The organism is Pantoea sp. X-Soil-ISGK-275 (genome assembly GCF_059730795.1).
On the sequence record NZ_AP035976.1, the window covers coordinates 997,828 to 1,016,838 of the forward strand.

The 19,011-nt window shown below is 54.3% G+C and carries 21 protein-coding genes and 3 pseudogenes; 13 read left to right on the top strand and 11 right to left on the bottom strand.

Annotated features, from left to right (window positions below):
• Positions 1–2 precede the first annotated feature (2 nt).
• The 3 genes from uraD to katG all read left to right on the top strand — a co-directional run bounded on the left by uraD (position 3) and on the right by katG (position 3,199).
• Positions 3–497 (top strand): 2-oxo-4-hydroxy-4-carboxy-5-ureidoimidazoline decarboxylase, encoded by a 495-nt coding sequence (uraD, locus tag AC6I8A_RS04490; RefSeq protein WP_497818093.1) that lies wholly within the window; start codon positions 3–5, stop codon positions 495–497.
• Positions 494–829, top strand: coding sequence for a hydroxyisourate hydrolase (gene uraH, locus AC6I8A_RS04495; RefSeq protein WP_008105232.1), 336 nt, complete (start codon positions 494–496; stop codon positions 827–829). The genes uraD and uraH overlap by 4 nt, the downstream gene beginning before the upstream one ends.
• A gap of 171 nt (positions 830–1,000) precedes the next feature.
• Positions 1,001–3,199 carry a catalase/peroxidase HPI gene (katG, locus tag AC6I8A_RS04500; RefSeq protein ID WP_154195080.1) on the top strand — a complete coding sequence of 733 codons (2,199 nt, stop codon included), beginning with the start codon at positions 1,001–1,003 and terminating at the stop codon, positions 3,197–3,199.
• Between the two features lie 42 nt (positions 3,200–3,241).
• On the opposite strand, the gene AC6I8A_RS04505 is transcribed toward katG, so the two are convergent.
• The 4 genes from AC6I8A_RS04505 to AC6I8A_RS04520 all read right to left on the bottom strand — a co-directional run bounded on the left by AC6I8A_RS04505 (position 3,242) and on the right by AC6I8A_RS04520 (position 6,015).
• Positions 3,242–3,658 (bottom strand): helix-turn-helix domain-containing protein, encoded by a 417-nt coding sequence (locus AC6I8A_RS04505; RefSeq protein ID WP_256695694.1) that lies wholly within the window; start codon positions 3,656–3,658, stop codon positions 3,242–3,244.
• On the bottom strand, positions 3,655–3,966 hold the full coding sequence (locus tag AC6I8A_RS04510) for a type II toxin-antitoxin system HigB family toxin (protein ID WP_256698373.1): 312 nt from the start codon (positions 3,964–3,966) through the stop codon (positions 3,655–3,657). The genes AC6I8A_RS04505 and AC6I8A_RS04510 overlap by 4 nt, the downstream gene beginning before the upstream one ends.
• 130 nt (positions 3,967–4,096) lie before the next feature.
• Entirely contained in the window at positions 4,097–4,867 is a 771-nt protein-coding gene (locus tag AC6I8A_RS04515) for an amidohydrolase (RefSeq protein WP_479486686.1), read from the bottom strand.
• A complete protein-coding gene (locus tag AC6I8A_RS04520) occupies positions 4,855–6,015 on the bottom strand; it encodes a pyridoxal phosphate-dependent aminotransferase (RefSeq protein WP_497818094.1) in 1,161 nt (386 codons plus the stop codon). Before AC6I8A_RS04520 ends, AC6I8A_RS04515 begins: the two co-directional genes overlap by 13 nt.
• Positions 6,016–6,146: 131 nt before the next feature.
• On the opposite strand from AC6I8A_RS04520, the gene AC6I8A_RS04525 reads away from it, so the two are divergent.
• From AC6I8A_RS04525 to AC6I8A_RS04535, 3 genes are read left to right on the top strand one after another with little or no spacing between them, the layout of a single operon-like run.
• A complete protein-coding gene (locus tag AC6I8A_RS04525; protein WP_293793527.1) occupies positions 6,147–6,761 on the top strand; it encodes a methylthioribulose 1-phosphate dehydratase in 615 nt (204 codons plus the stop codon).
• A complete protein-coding gene (gene mtnC, locus AC6I8A_RS04530; protein WP_265299937.1) occupies positions 6,758–7,441 on the top strand; it encodes an acireductone synthase in 684 nt (227 codons plus the stop codon). Before AC6I8A_RS04525 ends, mtnC begins: the two co-directional genes overlap by 4 nt.
• Position 7,442: 1 nt before the next feature.
• Positions 7,443–7,985 (top strand): 1,2-dihydroxy-3-keto-5-methylthiopentene dioxygenase, encoded by a 543-nt coding sequence (locus AC6I8A_RS04535; protein WP_497818095.1) that lies wholly within the window; start codon positions 7,443–7,445, stop codon positions 7,983–7,985.
• Between the two features lie 56 nt (positions 7,986–8,041).
• Here AC6I8A_RS04535 and mtnA read toward each other — a convergent pair whose 3' ends face one another.
• Positions 8,042–9,061, bottom strand: a complete 1,020-nt coding sequence (mtnA, locus tag AC6I8A_RS04540; protein ID WP_265299932.1) for an S-methyl-5-thioribose-1-phosphate isomerase — start codon at positions 9,059–9,061, stop codon at positions 8,042–8,044.
• 105 nt (positions 9,062–9,166) lie between these two features.
• Here mtnA and mtnK point away from each other — a divergent pair, with 105 nt between their 5' ends.
• The gene (gene mtnK / locus AC6I8A_RS04545; RefSeq protein ID WP_497818096.1) at positions 9,167–10,366 is read left to right on the top strand and encodes an S-methyl-5-thioribose kinase; all 1,200 of its coding nucleotides are present in this window, start codon (positions 9,167–9,169) and stop codon (positions 10,364–10,366) included.
• Between the two features lie 9 nt (positions 10,367–10,375).
• Positions 10,376–10,753 (top strand): annotated as a pseudogene (locus AC6I8A_RS04550) (IS4 family transposase); the annotation flags it as partial.
• A 46-nt stretch (positions 10,754–10,799) separates the two neighbouring features.
• On the opposite strand, the gene AC6I8A_RS04555 reads toward AC6I8A_RS04550, so the two are convergent.
• From AC6I8A_RS04555 to AC6I8A_RS04570, 4 genes and pseudogenes are all read right to left on the bottom strand, one after another.
• Complete coding sequence (locus AC6I8A_RS04555; protein WP_256695703.1) at positions 10,800–11,027, bottom strand: hypothetical protein; 228 nt, start codon at positions 11,025–11,027, stop codon at positions 10,800–10,802.
• 43 nt (positions 11,028–11,070) lie between these two features.
• Positions 11,071–11,562, bottom strand: a complete 492-nt coding sequence (locus tag AC6I8A_RS04560) for an Hcp family type VI secretion system effector (protein ID WP_101762526.1) — start codon at positions 11,560–11,562, stop codon at positions 11,071–11,073.
• Positions 11,563–11,835 (bottom strand): hypothetical protein, encoded by a 273-nt coding sequence (locus tag AC6I8A_RS04565; RefSeq protein ID WP_256695705.1) that lies wholly within the window; start codon positions 11,833–11,835, stop codon positions 11,563–11,565.
• A pseudogene (locus AC6I8A_RS04570) lies at positions 11,810–12,331 on the bottom strand (DUF2778 domain-containing protein). The gene AC6I8A_RS04565 and the pseudogene AC6I8A_RS04570 overlap by 26 nt, the downstream one beginning before the upstream one ends.
• A gap of 215 nt (positions 12,332–12,546) precedes the next feature.
• Between AC6I8A_RS04570 and AC6I8A_RS04575 the strand changes: the two are divergent.
• Together AC6I8A_RS04575 and AC6I8A_RS04580 are read left to right on the top strand one after the other, a co-directional pair.
• Entirely contained in the window at positions 12,547–12,687 is a 141-nt protein-coding gene (locus tag AC6I8A_RS04575) for a hypothetical protein (RefSeq protein ID WP_256695706.1), read from the top strand.
• Positions 12,639–13,028 (top strand): annotated as a pseudogene (locus AC6I8A_RS04580) (IS4 family transposase); the annotation flags it as partial. The gene AC6I8A_RS04575 and the pseudogene AC6I8A_RS04580, both read left to right, overlap by 49 nt.
• 36 nt (positions 13,029–13,064) lie before the next feature.
• On the opposite strand, the gene fadE reads toward AC6I8A_RS04580, so the two are convergent.
• On the bottom strand, positions 13,065–15,509 hold the full coding sequence (fadE, locus tag AC6I8A_RS04585) for an acyl-CoA dehydrogenase FadE (RefSeq protein ID WP_497818097.1): 2,445 nt from the start codon (positions 15,507–15,509) through the stop codon (positions 13,065–13,067).
• Positions 15,510–15,752: 243 nt separating this feature from the next.
• On the opposite strand from fadE, the gene lpcA reads away from it, so the two are divergent.
• Together lpcA and AC6I8A_RS04595 are read left to right on the top strand one after the other, a co-directional pair.
• The gene (gene lpcA, locus AC6I8A_RS04590) at positions 15,753–16,334 is read left to right on the top strand and encodes a D-sedoheptulose 7-phosphate isomerase (RefSeq protein ID WP_256695708.1); all 582 of its coding nucleotides are present in this window, start codon (positions 15,753–15,755) and stop codon (positions 16,332–16,334) included.
• A 48-nt stretch (positions 16,335–16,382) separates the two neighbouring features.
• A complete protein-coding gene (locus AC6I8A_RS04595; RefSeq protein WP_479486693.1) occupies positions 16,383–17,150 on the top strand; it encodes a class II glutamine amidotransferase in 768 nt (255 codons plus the stop codon).
• Here AC6I8A_RS04595 and dpaA read toward each other — a convergent pair.
• A complete protein-coding gene (dpaA, locus tag AC6I8A_RS04600; RefSeq protein ID WP_154153769.1) occupies positions 17,121–17,864 on the bottom strand; it encodes a peptidoglycan meso-diaminopimelic acid protein amidase in 744 nt (247 codons plus the stop codon). The genes AC6I8A_RS04595 and dpaA overlap by 30 nt on opposite strands.
• Positions 17,865–18,179: 315 nt before the next feature.
• On the opposite strand from dpaA, the gene AC6I8A_RS04605 reads away from it, so the two are divergent.
• Positions 18,180–18,977, top strand: coding sequence for an FkbM family methyltransferase (locus AC6I8A_RS04605; protein WP_256695710.1), 798 nt, complete (start codon positions 18,180–18,182; stop codon positions 18,975–18,977).
• Positions 18,978–19,011: the final 34 nt, after the last annotated feature.

The window sequence follows — 19,011 nt, forward strand, 5'->3', positions numbered from 1 at the left end:
AGATGGATTTGGTCAGTTTTAATCAGTTGTCACCCGAAGCCGCGCAGGCGGCGATTGCCCACTGCGTAGCGATTCCCGGCTGGCAACAGGCGCTGGTGGCGGCGCGGCCCTATGCCGACGTTGCGGCGTTACAGGCCGAAGCAGATCGCCTGGCGCAGCGGTGGCAAGCCGCTGATCTAGAGCAGGCGCTGAGTGCCCATCCGCGCATCGGCGACAAAGTGGCAGGCGCGGATAAAGAAGCCACGCTGTCGCGCAGTGAGCAGTCGGCGATGCAGCAGGCGAACGGCGCGCTGCAATTGGCGATGCTGGCGGGCAATCAAACCTATGAGCAGCGGTTTGGCCGGGTGTTTCTTATTCGCGCCAAAGGGCGCAGCGGCGGAGAGATGCTTGCGGAATTGCAGCGTCGGCTTAACAACGATGTAGCGAGTGAACAGCGTGAAGCGCTGGCGCAGCTGCGAGAAATTACCCTGTTGCGGCTGAAGGAGAGCATCACATGAGCACCATTACGACGCATATTCTCGATACCGCGCTGGGCAAACCGGCGATTGGCGTGGCGGTTTCGCTCGAGCAAAACAGCCCAGAAGGCTGGCTGCCGCTGGTGGAAGGCAAAACCGACAGCGACGGACGCATCAAAGATCTGACGCCCGAACCGCTGGCGCCGGGGCATTACCGTTTGACGGCAGAGATCGGCGACTATTTTGCTGCCGAAGGGCGCGATGCGCTTTACGTGAGCGCGCAAATCGATTTCGTGATTGGTGCCACAGGCAGCCATTATCATCTGCCATTTCTCATCTCGCCGTGGTCGTGGTCGACCTATCGCGGCAGCTGATTGTAGGGTCGCCATTCATGGCGACCTGTTTTTGCGAAGCGCATCACGCGCTGCGCTTGAAAGCCAGCAACTATCAAAACCTTCGGTTCATCCAAATATATTCCTGGCGAAAGTGCGGCTAATCTTAGTCGCATAATAGAAAGCAATATGAAGCCAATGGAGCCGATAAACATGAGCACGCACGACAATAACGATAATGCAGCAGCCGCAGGCAAGTGCCCCTTTCATCACGGGGCGTCTGAAGAGAAAAGTGTTCTGGCGCGTGGCGCCGGTGGCGGGACATCCAACCGCGATTGGTGGCCCAATATGTTACGCGTCGATCTGTTAAACCAACATTCCAACCGTTCCAACCCGCTCAGTGACAACTTCAACTACCGCGACGAATTCAGCAAGCTGGATTACTCCGCATTAAAAGCCGATATCCGCGCACTTCTCACCGATTCGCAATCCTGGTGGCCAGCCGACTGGGGCAGCTATATTGGGCTGTTCATTCGCATGGCGTGGCACAGCGCGGGTACTTATCGCACCATTGATGGTCGTGGCGGTTCAGGTCGCGGTCAGCAGCGTTTTGCGCCGCTGAACTCGTGGCCGGATAACGTCAGCCTCGATAAAGCGCGTCGCCTGCTGTGGCCGGTGAAGCAGAAGTACGGTCAGAAAATTTCCTGGGCCGATCTCTATATCCTGGCGGGTAACGTCTCGCTGGAAAACGCCGGCTTCCGCACCTTCGGCTTTGGTGCCGGTCGTGAAGACGTGTGGGAACCGGATATGGATGTGGACTGGGGCCACGAAACCGAATGGCTGGCGCATCGCCATCCAGAAGCGCTTGCCAATGCTCCGCTGGGCGCCACCGAAATGGGCCTGATTTACGTCAACCCGGAAGGTCCGGAAGCCAGCGGCGATCCGAAATCAGCGGCGCCAGCGATTCGTGCCACCTTCGGCAACATGGGCATGAACGACGAAGAGATCGTGGCGCTGATTGCTGGTGGTCATACCTTGGGTAAAACCCACGGCGCGGCAGAAGCCAGCCATGTTGGCGTGGATCCGGAAGAGTCACCGATTGAAGCGCAGGGCCTTGGCTGGACCAGCAGCTACGGCAGCGGCGTGGGTAAAGATGCCATCACTTCAGGTCTGGAAGTGGTGTGGACGCAAACCCCAACGCAGTGGAGCAACTACTTCTTCGAGAACCTGTTCAAATACGAATGGGTGCAGACGCACAGCCCAGCGGGCGCAATCCAGTTCGAAGCGGTTGATGCGGAAGCGATTATCCCGGATCCGTTTGATCCGGAGAAAAAACGTAAACCCACCATGCTGGTAACCGATCTGACGCTGCGTTTTGACGAAGAGTTCGGCAAGATTTCGCGCCGCTTCCTCAACGATCCGCAGGCGTTCAATGAAGCCTTTGCCCGCGCGTGGTTCAAACTGACGCACCGCGATATGGGACCAAAAGCGCGTTACATCGGTCCGGAAGTGCCGAAGGAAGATCTGCTGTGGCAGGATCCATTACCGCAGGCGATTCATCAGCCAACGCCGGCTGATATCAGCGAGATTAAAGCGCGCATTGCTGCTTCAGGTTTGAGCGTCAGCCAGCTGGTTTCTGTGGCCTGGGCTTCGGCCTCAACCTTCCGTGGTGGCGATAAACGTGGCGGCGCTAACGGCGCGCGTCTGGCGTTAGCGCCACAAAAAGATTGGGCGGTGAATGCCAGCGTAATCAACGATGTGCTGCCAACCTTGCAGAAAATTCAGCAGGAATCAGGCAAAGCGTCGCTGGCCGATGTGATTGTGCTGGCGGGTAGCGTAGGTATCGAACTGGCCGCTTCAGCCGCTGGCGTGGCAACGCAAGTGCCGTTTACGCCGGGCCGTGTGGATGCGCGTCAGGATCAAACCGACGTTGAGTCATTCAACTTCCTGCAGCCGCTGGCCGATGGTTTCCGCAACTATCGTCGCAGCCCGAAAGGTTCTTCAACCGAAACACTGCTGTTAGATAAAGCACAGCAGCTGACGCTGAGCGCGCCAGAATTGACGGTGCTGATTGGTGGTCTGCGTGTTCTCGGCACTAACTTCGACGGCGGCCAGCACGGCGTGTTCACCGATCGCGTTGGCGTACTGAGCAATGACTTCTTCGTCAATCTGCTCGACATGCGCACCGCGTGGAAAGCCACCGACGAGAGCGAAGAGCTGTTTGAAGGTCGCGATCGTCTGAATGGTGAAGTTAAGTTCAGCGCCACACGTGCCGACTTAGTGTTTGGATCGAACGCTATCCTGCGTGCGCTGGCCGAGGTATACGCCAGCAGCGATGCGAAGCAGAAGTTCGTCACCGACTTCGTCGCCGCATGGACCAAAGTGATGAATCTGGATCGCTTCGAGCTGTAATCTAAAAAAGCCGCAGCGGACTCTCTGCTGCGGCTTAAACTTTTAATCTTCGCGAAATGCTTCGAAGGGCAGGTTAAAGCGTTTAGCCAGCGCGGCTTTGTGTTTGTCTGTCAACGAACGTTCTCCTTTCAAAATTCGGTTCACATAAGAACGCTGACCAATTTCATTCACAAAGGATGACTGGTTGAGGTTGTGTTGATCCATTAACACTCGCAGTAACGCTACACCACCAGGCAATGCGGTGATACGCGCGTTGAACGCAGCAAACTCCGGTGCACTATCTTCATATTTCGCCACTTTATCGGTGAGCATTTCAATCAGCGGGTGATCAGGTTGATGTTCAATCAGATACTCCACCAGTTCTAACGCCTGTTCATAATCAGCTTTCGAGTTACTTCCGCCCAGCAACGGGACGACTTTAATCAAATTGTTGCTGGCCTTGATGGCTTCGGCGATCATTCTTTTTTCTCCCGATAATGCTTTACCCATTTGTCATACTCGGCATGCGTTACAACATGTTTAATGAAGATTCGTTGGGCTATAAAATCAGCAAAAAACATCACTCTGAGATTATTTCCACCTACATTAATCACCCACCATTTCGCCCGGTATTTCATTCGGTCAAGACTTGGAAAATAGGCTCTGAGCGCATCTGGATCGGCAAAATCGTTGCCATTTAAAGTTCTGTAAGTGGCATCCAATGCTGCTGCATCATTTGGAAATCTCCGTGTCGCTTCTGTGAACACTTTCCTTGAGATAACGTGCATCATTCCCTCGACATGTTCCAACATGGAAACATCATAGCGCAACAATACCTTGTTTCCAACCAGGAAACATGATTTTGAGGGGTTTAAATAGGTGAGAGGATTTGCCGCGCACCGTCACGCGGCAAGGAGGTTACTTCAGCGTATAACCATCCGCATCGCGCCACGCTGGGAAGCGTTCACGGTAGGCTTGCAGCTCTTCGAGAGACAACTCCGCATCAAGACGCGCACGCGCAAAAGGCTCACCGCTTGCAAGAATCTCACCCAGCGGCGAAATAATTCGGCTGTCGCCACTGTATTGATGTTGATTGCCATCGCTGCCGACACGGTTGCAACCGGCGATGTAAGCTTGATTTTCAATCGCACGGGCTAACAGTAGCGACTGCCAGTGCAGCGCACGCGGAGCCGGCCAGTTGGCGACATACAGCGCCAGATCGTAGTCGTTGTGATTGCGCGAAAACACCGGGAAGCGCAGGTCGTAGCAAATTTGCGGCAGAATACGCCAGCCGCGCCACTCAAACACTTCGCGCGTTTCACCCGCCACATAGTGCTGATGTTCATTGGCCATGCGGAACAGATGACGCTTGTCGTACTGATGCAGCGTGCCGTTCGGCTCGACCAGCAAGAAGCGGTTCACCGCGCCTTTTTCCGTCTGGATTGCCGCACTGCCGCCGACTAGCGCGTTGCTGGTTTGCGCGTGCGCGTGTAGCCAGGCGACAACTTCATCCTGCGGCAGCGAACTTTCGGCGGCTTCCATAGCAAAACCGGTGGTGAACATCTCCGGCAGCAGAATGATGTCGCGACCTTCGATGCCTTTCAGCACGCCATCAAAATGACGCAGGTTGGCTGCGCCATCCATCCAGCTTAGAGTTTCCTGCAGAACGGTAATTTTCAAAGCTGACATAAGCGCTCCGCTGCGGCGTCGAGCGTCGCTTCCTGTTTGGCAAAGCACAGGCGAATCAACTTGTGCGGGAAGGGTTCGGCGCAGAAAACCGACAGCGGAATCGCCGCCACACCGACTTCTTTGGTCAGCATCTGGCAGAAACTCACGTCATCCAGATCGGAAATCGCGCTGTAATCCACCAGCAGGAAGTAAGTGCCTTCACACGGCAGCACTTTGAAACGGCTGGCGGAGAGCTTCTGAATAAAGCGATCGCGGCGCGCCCGGTAGAATTCTGGCAGTTCACGATAGTGCTCTGGCTCCTGACGCAGCATATCGGCAATCGCTAGCTGCGCCGGCGTGTTCACCGAGAAGGTCAGATACTGATGCACTTTGCGGATCTCAGCGCTGATCGCCGCCGGTGCAATGCAGTAACCCACTTTCCAGCCGGTCATGTGGAAGGTTTTGCCAAATGACGATACCGCAATCGAACGCTGACGCAGTTCAGCATGCGCCAGCACGCTGGCGTGGCCCTCTGCGGCGAAACAGATGTGCTCGTACACTTCATCGCTCAGCACATAGATTTCCTGCTCGGCAATCGCCTGCCACAGTTCAGCGTAATCGCTTTTGCGCCACACGGTGGCGGAAGGGTTGTGCGGCGTATTCAGAATCACCAGGCGCGTTTTGGCGCTTAGCAGGCTGCGGAATTCTGACCAGTCAACGCGGAAGCCCGGCGGCTGGAGCGCGATGCGTTTCAGCACGCCGCCCGCCAGTTGCACGGCAGGCGCGTAGCTGTCATAGCTGGGATCGAAGCAGATCACTTCATCGCCCGGACGCACCAGCGCGGTAATCGCGGCGTAAAGCGCTTCGGTGGCACCGGCGGTGACGGTGACGTCGCTGTTGACGTCAGGCGTGTGGCCGTAAAGCTCAGCTGTTTTCGCCACAATCGCTTCGCGCAGTGGCAGCGTGCCAATCATCGGTGCATATTGGTTCGCGCCCTGACTCACGTGATAAGCCAGACGCTGCTGCAAATAGCGTGGACCGTCAAAATCGGGGAAGCCTTGCGAAAGGTTGATGGCGTTGTGCTGCTGCGCTAACGCGCTCATTTGCGTAAAGATGGTGGTGCCGAGCGCCGGTAATTTGCTCTCGGGGATCAGGTTGTGCTGCGTCATTGTTTTGTGGCCTTAAGCGCGAATGTCGTTGCGGAGAAACCCTGTGTTGCTGCCACTATAAACAGGATGTTAATATTTGGCAATCGAGACGCTTAGACGTCTAAACTAACCTGCGGAGCCTGCATATCGCTATGACGGATTTTCTTCCACTGGAACATTTAGTGGCCGCCTGCCACTGGATTGGTGGCAAAGGCTGGGCACCCGCGACCGGCGGTAATATGTCGGTGCGGCAGGACGCGGAGTATTGTCTGCTGAGTGCGTCCGGCAAAGATAAAGGCAGCCTGACGCGTGATGATTTTATCCAGGTTGAGATCGCCACCAACGCGGTGCCATCGGGGCGCACGCCATCGGCGGAAACCGGCCTGCATACTTTGATTTATCGTCTTTTTCCGCAGGCGGGCGCGGTGCTGCATACGCATACGGTTAACTCGACGGTGCTGTCGCGGGTGGAGAAGGGCGATGCATTGCTGCTCAGCGGCTATGAGATGCAGAAAACCCTGGCCGGGCAGCAGACGCACCTAAATACCGTTGCCATCCCCTTGTTCGATAACGATCAGGACGTTTCGGCACTGGCGCAGCGCATCGAAGCTTTTGCCGCCGATACGCCGCTGCAATATGGTTTTCTGCTGCGCGGCCACGGTTTGACCTGCTGGGGCAAGGACGTGAACGAAGCGCGTCGCCATCTGGAAGGTTTGGAATTCCTGTTTGAATGTGAACTGCAACGTCGCCTGCTGGAGGCCAAATGATTCGCGCCATTGTTACCGATATTGAAGGCACCACTAGCGATATCCAGTTTGTGCATCAGGTGTTATTCCCTTATGCGCGCCAGCATTTAGCAGCGTACGTGCGGGAATATCACGCAGATGAAAACGTCGCCGCCGCACTTAACGCGGTGCGTGAAGAGTCCGCTGCGCCTCAGGCCTCGCTGGAGGAGCTGATTACCACGCTCACGAATTATATCGATGAGGATCGCAAATCGCCGGGCCTTAAAGCCTTGCAGGGCATGATTTGGCGCGCCGGCTACGTGGAAGGCCAGTTTACCGGTCACCTTTATCCCGACGTTCTGCCGGCTTTTGAGCGCTGGCAGCAGCAGGGGATTGGCCTGTATGTTTATTCCTCGGGATCGGTCGCCGCGCAAAAACTGTTATTTGGCTACAGCGATGAAGGTGATTTAACCTCGCTGTTTAGCGGCTATTTTGATACCGGCGTCGGCGCGAAACGTGAGGCGCAATCGTATCGCAATATCGCCGAAAAAATCGGCCTTGCGCCTGCGTCATTGCTGTTCCTGTCAGATATTCATCAGGAGCTGGATGCAGCAGCGGATGCGGGCTGGCATACCGTGCAGTTAATTCGTGGCGAGGCGGATAACGCCAGTCGTCATCACCAGGTCACCGATTTTTCCCAGATTAAACCGGAGTCGATTTAACATGAGTGCATTGACCATTTTTACCGATACCGAAGCCCATCAACCGGTGTGGCACAGCACCGATGCCGAAGCGATTCGCGATCGTCTCAACGCGAAAAACGTGTGCTTTGAACGCTGGGAAGCCGATCGCGATCTGGGTGCGAATCCCGATGCAGAGACGGTGATCAAAGCCTATCAACATGCGATTGATCGTCTGGTGGCCGAGAAGGGTTATCAGAGCTGGGATGTGCTGAGCATGCGGGCGGATAATCCGCAGAAAGAGGTGCTGCGCACCAGGTTCCTCAACGAACACACGCATAGCGAAGATGAAGTACGCTTCTTTGTTGAAGGTTCAGGGCTGTTCTGCTTGCATCTGGATGGCGAGGTGTATCAGATTTTGTGTGAGAAGAATGATCTGATCTCAGTGCCTGCTGGCACAGCGCACTGGTTTGATATGGGTTCTGAGCCGCACTTTACCGCAATCCGTATTTTCGATAATCAGGAAGGTTGGGTGGCGAATTTCACCGGCGACAAGATTGCCGATGCGTATCCGCGCTTAGCGTGATTGTAGGGTCGTCATTCATGACGACCTTTTTTCTCAACCGCACATTACCCATTACCCTACGGCTGAAAAATCCCTTCCTTTACCTGCGCTGGCGTCACCACGCCAGTATCCAGCACCCAACCGCTAATCAACGCCGCTGGCGTCACATCAAAGGCCGGGTTATAAACCGCCGCATTCTGCGGTGCCCACTGCACGCTACCAAAGCTGCCTGATACGCCGGTCACTTCGCTGGCGGCGCGCTGCTCAATAGGGATGGCATCGCCGTTCGGACATTGCCGATCCAGCGTGGTGTGCGGTGCGGCGACGTAGAACGGAATGCGGTGATAGTGCGCCAGCACGGCCAGGCTATAGGTACCAATTTTGTTCGCGACATCACCGTTCGCCGCGATACGATCCGCGCCGACCCAAATAGCATCGACCACGCCGCGCGCCATTAAACTGGCGGCCATCGAATCGGTAATCAGCTGATAAGGAATGTTTAGCTCACCCAGCTCCCATGCGGTTAAGCGACCACCTTGCAGCAGCGGTCGTGTCTCATCCACCCAGACATTTTTCACCAGACCTTGTTGATGAGCGTAGGAGATGACGCCGAGCGCCGTGCCGACGCCCGCAGTCGCCAGCCCGCCGGTATTGCAGTGCGTCAGCAGTTGGCTGCCCGGTTTCACCAGCGTGCTGCCCGCGCGCGCGATGTTGTCACACAGTTGCTTATCTTCGGACACCAGACGCAGCGCTTCGCTGCTCAGCGCTGCAACGAAATCACTTTCGGCCAACGCCACTTTCATGCGATCCAGATTATTCATCAGGTTCACGGCCGTTGGGCGCGCTGCGCGAAGCACCTCCAGCGCTGCCGCTAATTCCGTGCGCGCTGCGCCTTGCTCGCCCAGCAGCGCCAGCAGCAAACTGGCTGATAGACCAATCAGCGGCGCACCGCGCACGCGCAAGGCGTGAATATGTTCAACCAACTGCGCGACACTGTGCGCAGGCAGCCAGTTTTGTTGCTGTGGCAGCGCTTGCTGGTCAAGGATCCACAGTTGATTATCGCGGACCTCAAGGCTGGTGGTACGAAGTGTTTGCATGGTGTGAAATCCCTGTTGCGTTAATGCTGGCTATTGTGCCAACATGCGTAACGGATGTATAGACGTCTGAACGGCTTATTACTATCGATAATCGAGGAACAGGCAATGTCGCAATACCGTACGTTCAATGCTGCCGATGCTGTGGAATATGCGAAACAATTTGGCGGCGTGGACGATCCGTCTGCGCTGGTGTGCGCCGAAGAGATCGGTGATGGCAACCTTAACCTGGTGTTTAAGATTTTCGATAATCAAGGCCGCAGCCGTGTGGTGGTGAAGCAGGCATTGCCGTATGTGCGCTGCGTCGGCGAATCCTGGCCGTTGACGCTGGATCGCGCGCGTCTCGAAGCGCAGACGTTGATTGAACACTACAAACACTGTCCGCAGCACACCGTCAATGTCACCCATTACGATGCCGAACTGGCGGTGATGGTGATGGAAGATCTCTCCAGCCATCGTATCTGGCGCAGCGAACTGGTGAAGGGCGCTTATTACCCACAGGCCGGTCGCCAACTCGGCGAGTATCTGGCGCAGACGCTGTTCCATACCTCCGATTTCTTCCTGCATCCGCATAAGAAAAAAGCCGAAGTGGCGCGTTTCATTAATCCGGAAATGTGCGAAATCACCGAAGATTTATTTTTCAACGATCCGTTTATCGATCATGAGCGCAACAAATATCCTGCGGAGCTGGAATCGCTGGTGGTCAGCCTGCGTAGCGACGATGCGCTAAAAATCGCCGTGGCCGGTCTCAAGCATCGCTTCTTCGCTGATGCGGAAGCCTTGCTGCATGGCGATGTGCACAGCGGTTCGATCTTTGTCGCCGATGGCAGCCTGAAAGTGATTGATGCGGAGTTCGGTTACTTTGGGCCGATTGGTTTTGACGTTGGCAGCGCGATTGGCAATTTGCTGATTAATTACTGCTGCCTGCCGGGCCTGCTGGCACCGCGTGAGGCGGCAGAAGGGCGTGAACGTCGTTTGAGCGATGTACAGGAAGTGTGCAATCAATTTGCCAGCCGCTTTTTGGAATTGGCGAAAGAGAAAACCCGCGATGTGGCGCTGGCTTATCCCGGTTATGCCGAATCCTTCCTGCGCAAAGTGTGGCGCGATACCTTGGGTTATTGCGGTACTGAGTTGATCCGCCGCACGGTGGGGATGTCTCACGTTGCGGACTTCAAACAGATCGAAGATCAGACCATGCGCACCGAGTGTATTCGCAGCTGTATCACGCTAGGACGCACGCTGATTCTGGCTGCCGATCATATTGCCGATGTGGATGCGCTGATTGCGCGGATTCGTCAGGCGGGTTGATGCTGGTGTCGGGAAATCAAGCAGGGGCTGCAGAATAACCGGCTGACGCTGCGCAGCAAAAAACCGGAGAAGGTGCGTCAGGAGCTGTGGGGCGTGCTGCTTGCGTATAATCTGGTGAGATATCAGATGATAAAAATGGCGTCGACGCTTAAGGGATACTGGCCTAATCAGCTGAGCTTCAGCGAGTCTGCGGCCTGGGTAATGAAGCTGCTCTGGACGCTTGAGGGCGCGTTACCGGGGCGGATCCCGGAACTGGTGAAAAATGTGGGCGCGATGGCGCAGATAGTCAAACTGCCAGGGCGACGGGAGAGGTCGTTCCCGAGAGTGGTGAAAGAGAGGCCCTGGAAGTACCCGACAGCCAAAAGAAAAAATGCCAGTCAGGCTTAACTGACTGGCATTAGCCCCGTTTCCGGGGCTTTTATTTATTTCACGTTTAAGCTGGATTTTTTAGCTTCATAACGATGTATTCAACACCCGGCTCATTCGGTAACAGCTGAAGGGACGATTCAATGACAGTAATTTTCCCTGCGTTGATGTCATCCAGGCGGCCACGCACAATCTTATCGGTGTGAACGTTTAAGTCGATGCTAAAAACATCAGGGCTTGCGATCATTTTGTCACGTTCAGACTGTGGCAAGGCATAAAATTCTTCGAAGTTCATTGGAAAAACTTTATTTGCTGAGTGAAAGTTAATTACTAACGGATTACGCAGAAGGACGTTCGTTCCATGCGTCCGTGTACTGGATATTACCATCCACAATACGCCAAGTGATTTTTTCATACTGCAGGCTGACGCTTTCCGTGTGGTTCAGCTTGTCATTGCCCGACAGTTTTGTGTTGGCCACGCCGCAGTTAACGCCGGTGACTTTCACGTTTTCCATCAGCACGGTGTAATAGCACACCTCTTGGCCCGCATCGCTGATGTTGTAGAAACGAATTTCGGCGCTTTTCAACGTCTGGCCGGTGGCCGCTGCTTTATAGAGATAAGGCGTTGAGCTATCCACCTCTTTCTCGATCATCATTGATGAATGCTGGCGCGTGCCGGTTATTTTGCCGTTAGCGGTGTCTACCGGCAGGTTAATACCGTGGCTCAGGCCGATAATTTCAATGCTGCCTTCACGTTCGTGAACATCGACAGAACCTCTAATATCCGCGCCACCATCGTCTTTAAGCCACATATACGGAGGAATTGGCATTTATTTGCTCCTTATTTTTTTGATTAACTTCATTGTTAAAATGTAAATAACAACCGTGATGGGAATCACTGTGCATACGGACATGTAGAAATAGATGTCGTAAAAACGATCCGCTCCAATCTCTTCATTCCCGTAGATCATTTGGCCGATTTTCAAGGCTAATTGTTCGTTAAACCATAACTCTGGCGGGCCCAGAGTACGGGCGACAACGAGCATCAGCGCGAGAAAACAAGCGACTTTGGCCGCTCTACGGGCAAGTGTTTGAATAACCACCGGCAACCACCTCAATGTATCCGCGCGCCATTAAATTTTTCATGCAAGGAACCGGGATCGGCGCTGTTCTCAGAAGGGCATTACGAATTAGCGCATAGTCTGAATTAAGGTGGAGAGTTATACATCCTTCAGATACGCGGCCGGGATGGAGGCGAAATAATCCGCGTTTGACTTCATTAATCCACGTTTCATCATCAATGCTCAGATCGTCACGATATAAAGCAAACCATTCGTCGCGATCAAATTCAGCACCGTTAAAAACGCGGTTATATAAATCCTGTGACTTTGCCTTAGCCCATCAAAGCAGGCCACCCCTCCCACGCTCAACAATCCAGTATTTACCCGGTGGGATAGGCCCAACGTTTGGGACGGCCATACATGCAGGAATATTTCTGTAGGCACCTTTCCCGGAAAACGCCATGAAGACGCCCACGCCATACAGATTCAACGGCACGAAATCTGCGCCGTTCAAAATCATCTTACCGATAATTGGCATCGTTAATCCCTAACCTTTAATCCATGTAGTAACTGAGGTTTATGTTACATCCCTCAGATTGTCAGAACCAGAAATAATTAGAGTTGGTAATCAATACAGCTTTTACGATCACGCTTTGCTATTGGCGTTGTTAAAACAACAACGAGAGACATAGAATCTCAACGAACAACCCCCCCCTTTGGCGCAAGACGTGCGACACAAACAGGATATTCGTTATGTCGCAGACGCTAACCGATCAGGATTTTAAGAACGCCGCCACCAAACTCAGCTGCAGTGAAGCCGCCGTGCGCGCCGTCGCCGAAGTAGAGAGCTCCGGTATCGGGAAATCAAGCAGGGGCTGCAGAATAACCGGCTGACGCTGCGCAGCAAAAAACCGGAGAAGGTGCGTCAGGAGCTGTGGGGCGTGCTGCTTGCGTATAATCTGGTGAGATATCAGATGATAAAAATGGCGTCGACGCTTAAGGGATACTGGCCTAATCAGCTGAGCTTCAGCGAGTCTGCGGCCTGGGTAATGAAGCTGCTCTGGACGCTTGAGGGCGCGTTACCGGGGCGGATCCCGGAACTGGTGAAAAATGTGGGCGCGATGGCGCAGATAGTCAAACTGCCGGGGCGACGGGAGAGGTCGTTCCCGAGAGTGGTGAAAGAGAGGCCCTGGAAGTACCCGACAGCCAAAAGAAAAAATGCCAGTCAGGCTTAACTGACTGGCATTACTCCCTGCGGAGGCTTTTGTGTTTTATGCGGCTTCACTGGCTCGCGAATTGGTTTTCGTCTGCGGCTTTGGCACCGCCAGCGCTTCCGGCGCAAAATCATCGACGTTAATCGCTTTCAGGCGGCTGGCTTCAGCACGGATCAGCACCTGCGCTTCATTCTCATCAATCCAGCCCTCTTTCAAACCACGCTGCGCCAGCGCATCCAGACGGGTGAACGACAGGTGTTTTTTCTGCTGCTGGCACAGACGATCGTGAATCACTTCGGCGGCCATCACATCCTGCAGCGCCTGCTCCAGCTGACCCGCCGGATTATGTGCGCTTGGTGCCAGATACTGACCACGGCCCAAACGGGTGCGCGTCGCGGAAGGTAATTGCAGCAGTTTCGCCAGTTTGTGATCCAGTTTATCGGACGGTGCCGGGCAGTGATGACCACCGGCGAAAATCACCATTCGCAGCGCACCGGCCACCATGCGGTTCGGGAAGTTGCGCAGCAAATCATCCATCGCCACTTCGGCCTGATGCAGCGCATCCTGCACGCCCCAATGCACCAGCGGCAAATCAGCTTCGTTGCGGCCTTCATCCTCATAACGTTTCAAGGTAGCCGACGCCAGATACATCTGGCTCAACACATCGCCGAGACGCGCCGAGATGCGTTCACGACGTTTCAGGCTGCCGCCCAGCACCGCCATCGACACATCTGACAGCAGCGCGAGGTTGGCGCTTAAACGGTTGATATGCTGATAGTAGCGGCGCGTGGCGTCGCGGGTTGGCGTGGCGCTGGTGCGACCGCCGGTTAAGCCCAGCCACAGGCTGCGCACTTTATTGCTGCCAACATGGCCGATATGGCTGAACAGCGCGCGATCAAAAGTTACTAGATCGTTTTTCGCTGCGGCGTTCATCTCTTCCAGCACCCACGGATGGCAACGGATGGCGCCCTGGCCGAAGATGATCATGCTGCGTGTGAGGATGTTAGCGCCTTCTACGGTGATGGCGATCGGGGCGCCCTGATAAGCACGCGCCAGGAAGTTGTTTTCGCCCAGCATAATGCCTTTACCGCCAGCGATATCCATGGCGTCGATAATGGCGCGCTGACCGCGATGGGTGCAGTGATACTTCACAATCGCCGACAGCACCGCTGGTTTTTCACCGAGCATAATGCCGCTGGTGATCAGCGTCGCGGCAGCATCCATCACATAGGCGTTACCGGCAATGCGCGCCAGCGGCTCTTCGATCCCTTCCATTTTACCGATAGAGACTTTGAACTGACGGCGGATGTGCGCATACGCACCGGTTGCCAGCGCAATGCTTTTCAGGCTGCCGGTTGAGTTCGAAGGCAGCGTAATGCCGCGACCCACTGACAGACACTCCACCAGCATGCGCCAGCCTTGACCGGCCATTGACGGGCCGCCGATAATGAAATCGATGGGCACGAAGATGTCTTTACCGCGCGTTGGACCATTCTGGAACGGCACGTTAAGCGGGAAGTGGCGCTGGCCAATCTCTACGCCAGGCGTGTGCGTTGGGATCAGCGCACAGGTAATACCGAGCTCTTCGGTATCGCCCAGCAGGTGATCCGGATCAGAGAGTTTGAACGCCAGGCCTAACACGGTGGCAATCGGTGCCAGCGTGATATAGCGTTTGTTCCAGGTGAGGCGCATGCCCAGCACTTGCTGACCTTGCCATTCACCCATGCACACCACGCCGGTATCAGGAATGGCGCCCGCATCCGAACCCGCTTCCGGGCTGGTCAACGCAAAGCACGGGATCTCATCTCCGCGCGCCAGACGTGGCAGATAATGATCTTTCTGCTCATCGGTACCGTAATGTTGCAGCAGTTCGCCTGGACCGAGTGAGTTGGGTACGCCAACGGTGATGGCCAGAATGCCAGAGACGCCCGCCAGTTTCTGTAGCACACGCGCCTGCGCATAAGCGGAGAATTCGAGGCCGCCATACTCTTTCTTAATGATCATGGCGAAGAAGCGATGCTGTTTCAGATACGCCCACAACTCCGGCGGCATATCGGCCATTTCATGGGTGATCTCGAAGTCATTCGCCATGCGGCACGCTTCTTCCACCGGGCCATCAATAAAGGCTTGCTCCTCTTCGGTCAGGCGTGGCTGCGGGTAGTTATGCAGCTTCTGCCAGTCCGGTTTGCCGCGGAACAGATCCCCTTCCCACCAGGTGGTGCCGGCGTCGATCGCCTCTTTTTCGGTGCGTGACATCGGCGGCATCACTTTCTGGAAGCTGTGCAGCGCCGGCTTCGAGAACATGCTGCGGCGCATCACTGGCAGGTTGAACGGCAGCAGGATGATCGCCAGCGGCAGCAGCATCCACGGTGTCCACACGTCAGCGGCCGCCAGCGCGCCGGTCCACAGCAGCAGAATCACGCTGCTCAGCTGAAGAGAAATTTGGTGGTAGAACAACACGCTAAGCAGGATTAGCGTCGCAACGATTGAGGCAACCAACATAATGAACCACTCCATAAGTAGTAAGAGGTCTGACCTGTTATGGGTGTAGGTTTAGAATATGGGGCAAAATTTATCAATCTGTTTACATCGCAATTACAACACATCTCACAAATTCGTTGCACGATGCGCAACAACTGCCAAACTTCCTCAAAGCGCCGCGCTTTTACTGGATGCAGGCGCTTTGCGGCGTAGTCCCATTCCGTTAAACTTGCCGGGTCAATCTTTCCTCTAAAGGACATCCCTATGTATCAGGACATTATTCGCTCAGAGCTCAATGAAGCAGCCGATACGCTTAACAACTTCCTGAGTGACGACGCTAACATTCACGCGATTCAGCGCGCTGCAGTTTTGCTGGCCGACAGCTTTAAAGCGGGCGGTAAGGTGCTCTCCTGCGGCAACGGCGGCTCGCACTGCGATGCCATGCATTTTGCTGAAGAGCTGACTGGGCGCTATCGTGAAAACCGTCCTGGCTACCCGGCGATTGCCATTTCTGATGTCAGCCATCTCTCCTGCGTCAGCAACGATTTTGGCTACGACTATGTATTCTCACGCTATATCGAAGCGGTAGGTCGCGAAGGCGATGTGCTGCTGGGGCTTTCTACTTCCGGGAACTCTGCCAACATCATCAAAGCCGTAGAAGCTGCGCGCGCGAAAGGCATGAAAGTAATTACTCTGACCGGCAAAGATGGCGGCAAGATGGCAGGTTCAGCGGATATCGAAATTCGTGTGCCGCACTTTGGCTATGCCGACCGCATTCAGGAGATCCACATCAAAGTGATCCATATCCTGATGCTGTTGATTGAAAAAGAGATGGTTAAGTCATGATGCGTTCCTCTCGCCGCGTGCGAGAGGATCTAACTTAAGGCGGTTGCTATGTGCGAATTGCTCGGGATGAGCGCCAATGTCCCCACGGACATCTGTTTCAGTTTTACCGGTCTGGTGCAGCGTGGCGGTGGAACCGGGCCGCACAAAGATGGTTGGGGCATCACGTTCTACGAAGGAAAAGGGTGCCGCACCTTCAAAGATCCGCAGCCGAGCTTTAATTCGCCGATTGCCCGTTTGGTGCAGGAATACCCGATCAAATCGCATTCGGTGGTGGCGCATATCCGCCAGGCGAATCGCGGTGAAGTGTCGCTGGAAAATACCCATCCGTTCACGCGTGAGCTTTGGGGCCGCAACTGGACCTACGCACACAATGGTCAGCTCAAAGGCTATCGTCAGCTGGAAACCGGGCCGTTCCGTCCGATTGGCGAAACCGATAGCGAAAAAGCGTTCTGCTGGATGCTGCACAAACTGACCGAGCGCTATCCACGCACGCCGGGCAACTGGCCGGCGGTGTTCCGCTACATTGCCGAGCTGGCAGCGGAAATGCGTGAGAAGGGCGTGTTTAACATGCTGTTATCGGATGGGCGCTACCTGATGGCGTTTTGTTCGACCAATCTCTACTGGATTACGCGCCGTGCGCCGTTTGGCAAAGCCACGTTGCTTGATCAGGATGTGGAAATTGATTTTCAGCAGCAAACGACACCGCAAGATGTGGTGACGGTGATTGCCACGCAACCGCTGACAGGCAATGAAACCTGGCACCGGATAGTGCCAGGCGAGTGGGCGTTATTTTGCCTGGGTGAGCGCCAGGAATGATTTCGAAGCAGCATCCGGTGTAGAGATCACCGGTGTGCTGTTCACCGCATATTGGCCGGTGGCCGTCACATTCACCGTTGGCGGCACGCGGTACTTGGCAAAGTACGCATAGCCCGGCTGCAGTTCACGCCAGAAGTTAATGTACGTCGAGTATTTATGACGTTGCATATTGCTGTCGGTCATGCGGAATGGATAGATGTTGACCTGAATTTCCTGCTGGCCATTGCGCAGCGCGGCATTGGTGTAGGTGAAGATCTCATCCATTGACGCATTGGTCATCGCGTAGCAACCAATCGATACGCAATCACCGTGAATCATTAAATAATTGCCGTCATAACCTTTAGCGCGATCGTATTGATTCGGGAAACCGGTATTAATAGCGCGATAGAAACGGCTATCCGGTTTCAACTGATTCAGCTTGACGTTATAAAAGCCTTCCGGACTTTTGAAATCGCCCTGACGACGTTTAGGTCCTAAACCGCCAGAGAAATTACAGATGCGATAGCTGTCCAGCAGACGATATTCATTACCGATTTTGCCGTACAGTTCCAGCGTACGCTCTTCCTTGAAAATCTGAATAAAAACGGGGGTGCCAATTAGTTGTTTCTTTAACTCTTTGCTCACCGGAGCCAGCGGTTGCGTCGGCTCGGGGTTAATTGCCCAGCTAAGGACCGGCATAAGAATCATCGCAAGCGTTAATGCGATTCTGCCCATTCTGTAGATACCTTGAATTGAAGAGAGACGATGACGCTAAGCGTCCGGGTATTGCATTATCGGAAATATCCGCTATCGCAGCGCAACATTAACATTGTCTGGCTTTTAATCAAGCCAGTGTCCGAGAAAATGGCGCGTTCCTAAAAGGAATACGACCACTAATTTGTAAACTTTAATTAGATGGACAAAAAAAATCGCCTTTTTACGCTTGGCTTCAAAACGATTTAATCCTGACGAGTAATAAGACATGTCTTGGGTGTTGAAAACGATGGCGTATCTATACTGCGCCAGTCATTTTCAACAGGTAAAAAACTCATGGATCTCGTCACTCGCCCGTCCCTTTATCAGGTGGAAAACCTGCACTACATGTTGTCGTCCGGTCCTGACATGATCAATGCACACTTACGCAGCGGCAAAGCATGGGAGCCAACAACGCTGCAAATTGCACAATTGCTGATTGAAGGTATTGAGCGTCCGGTATTGGTCGATGTGGGGGCGAACTTAGGTGCCTGGTCGGTACCGATGGGCGATCATATTCGCACTAAAGGTGGCATCTTGTATGCCTTTGAACCGCAACGCCAGGTGTACTATCAACTGTGTGCCAATCTGTTCAGCAATCAGCTGTTTCACTGTCATGCTATGCAGATGGCAATTGGTGATGTCAATGGGGAAATTGACGTTCCGGTATTGGATATGCAAAACGAAGTGAATGTTGGGGCGCTGTCGCTGGATGCTGATATTCGTGCGCAGCAGAAGATGCTCAGCACTGACATCACCACGTGTGAATCCGTGCGCATTGCTACCATCGATAGCCTGAAATTGCCCGCGGCGCACCTGGTTAAAATCGATGTCGAAGGGCTCGAATTGGAGGTGCTTAAAGGTGCACGTCTGTGGCTGGGGAGCTCAGGTTATCCCGCCATTTTGTTCGAAGTCTGGGGCGATTATCTGCCAGGCCTGATCCCCAAACGTAATCGTCTGCTCAATTTGCTAAAGCGTGCTTTAGGCTATGAAGTCGATATGTTCGGTGAACTCGGTATCGCTCAGCACCCGCAAAATAAACGTCTTGAGATAAAGAGAACCGATAAGGGCATGGAGATTCGTCGCCTGTTTTAATCTTGCTTTTTAGCATTGCCAATACTTTTGCATC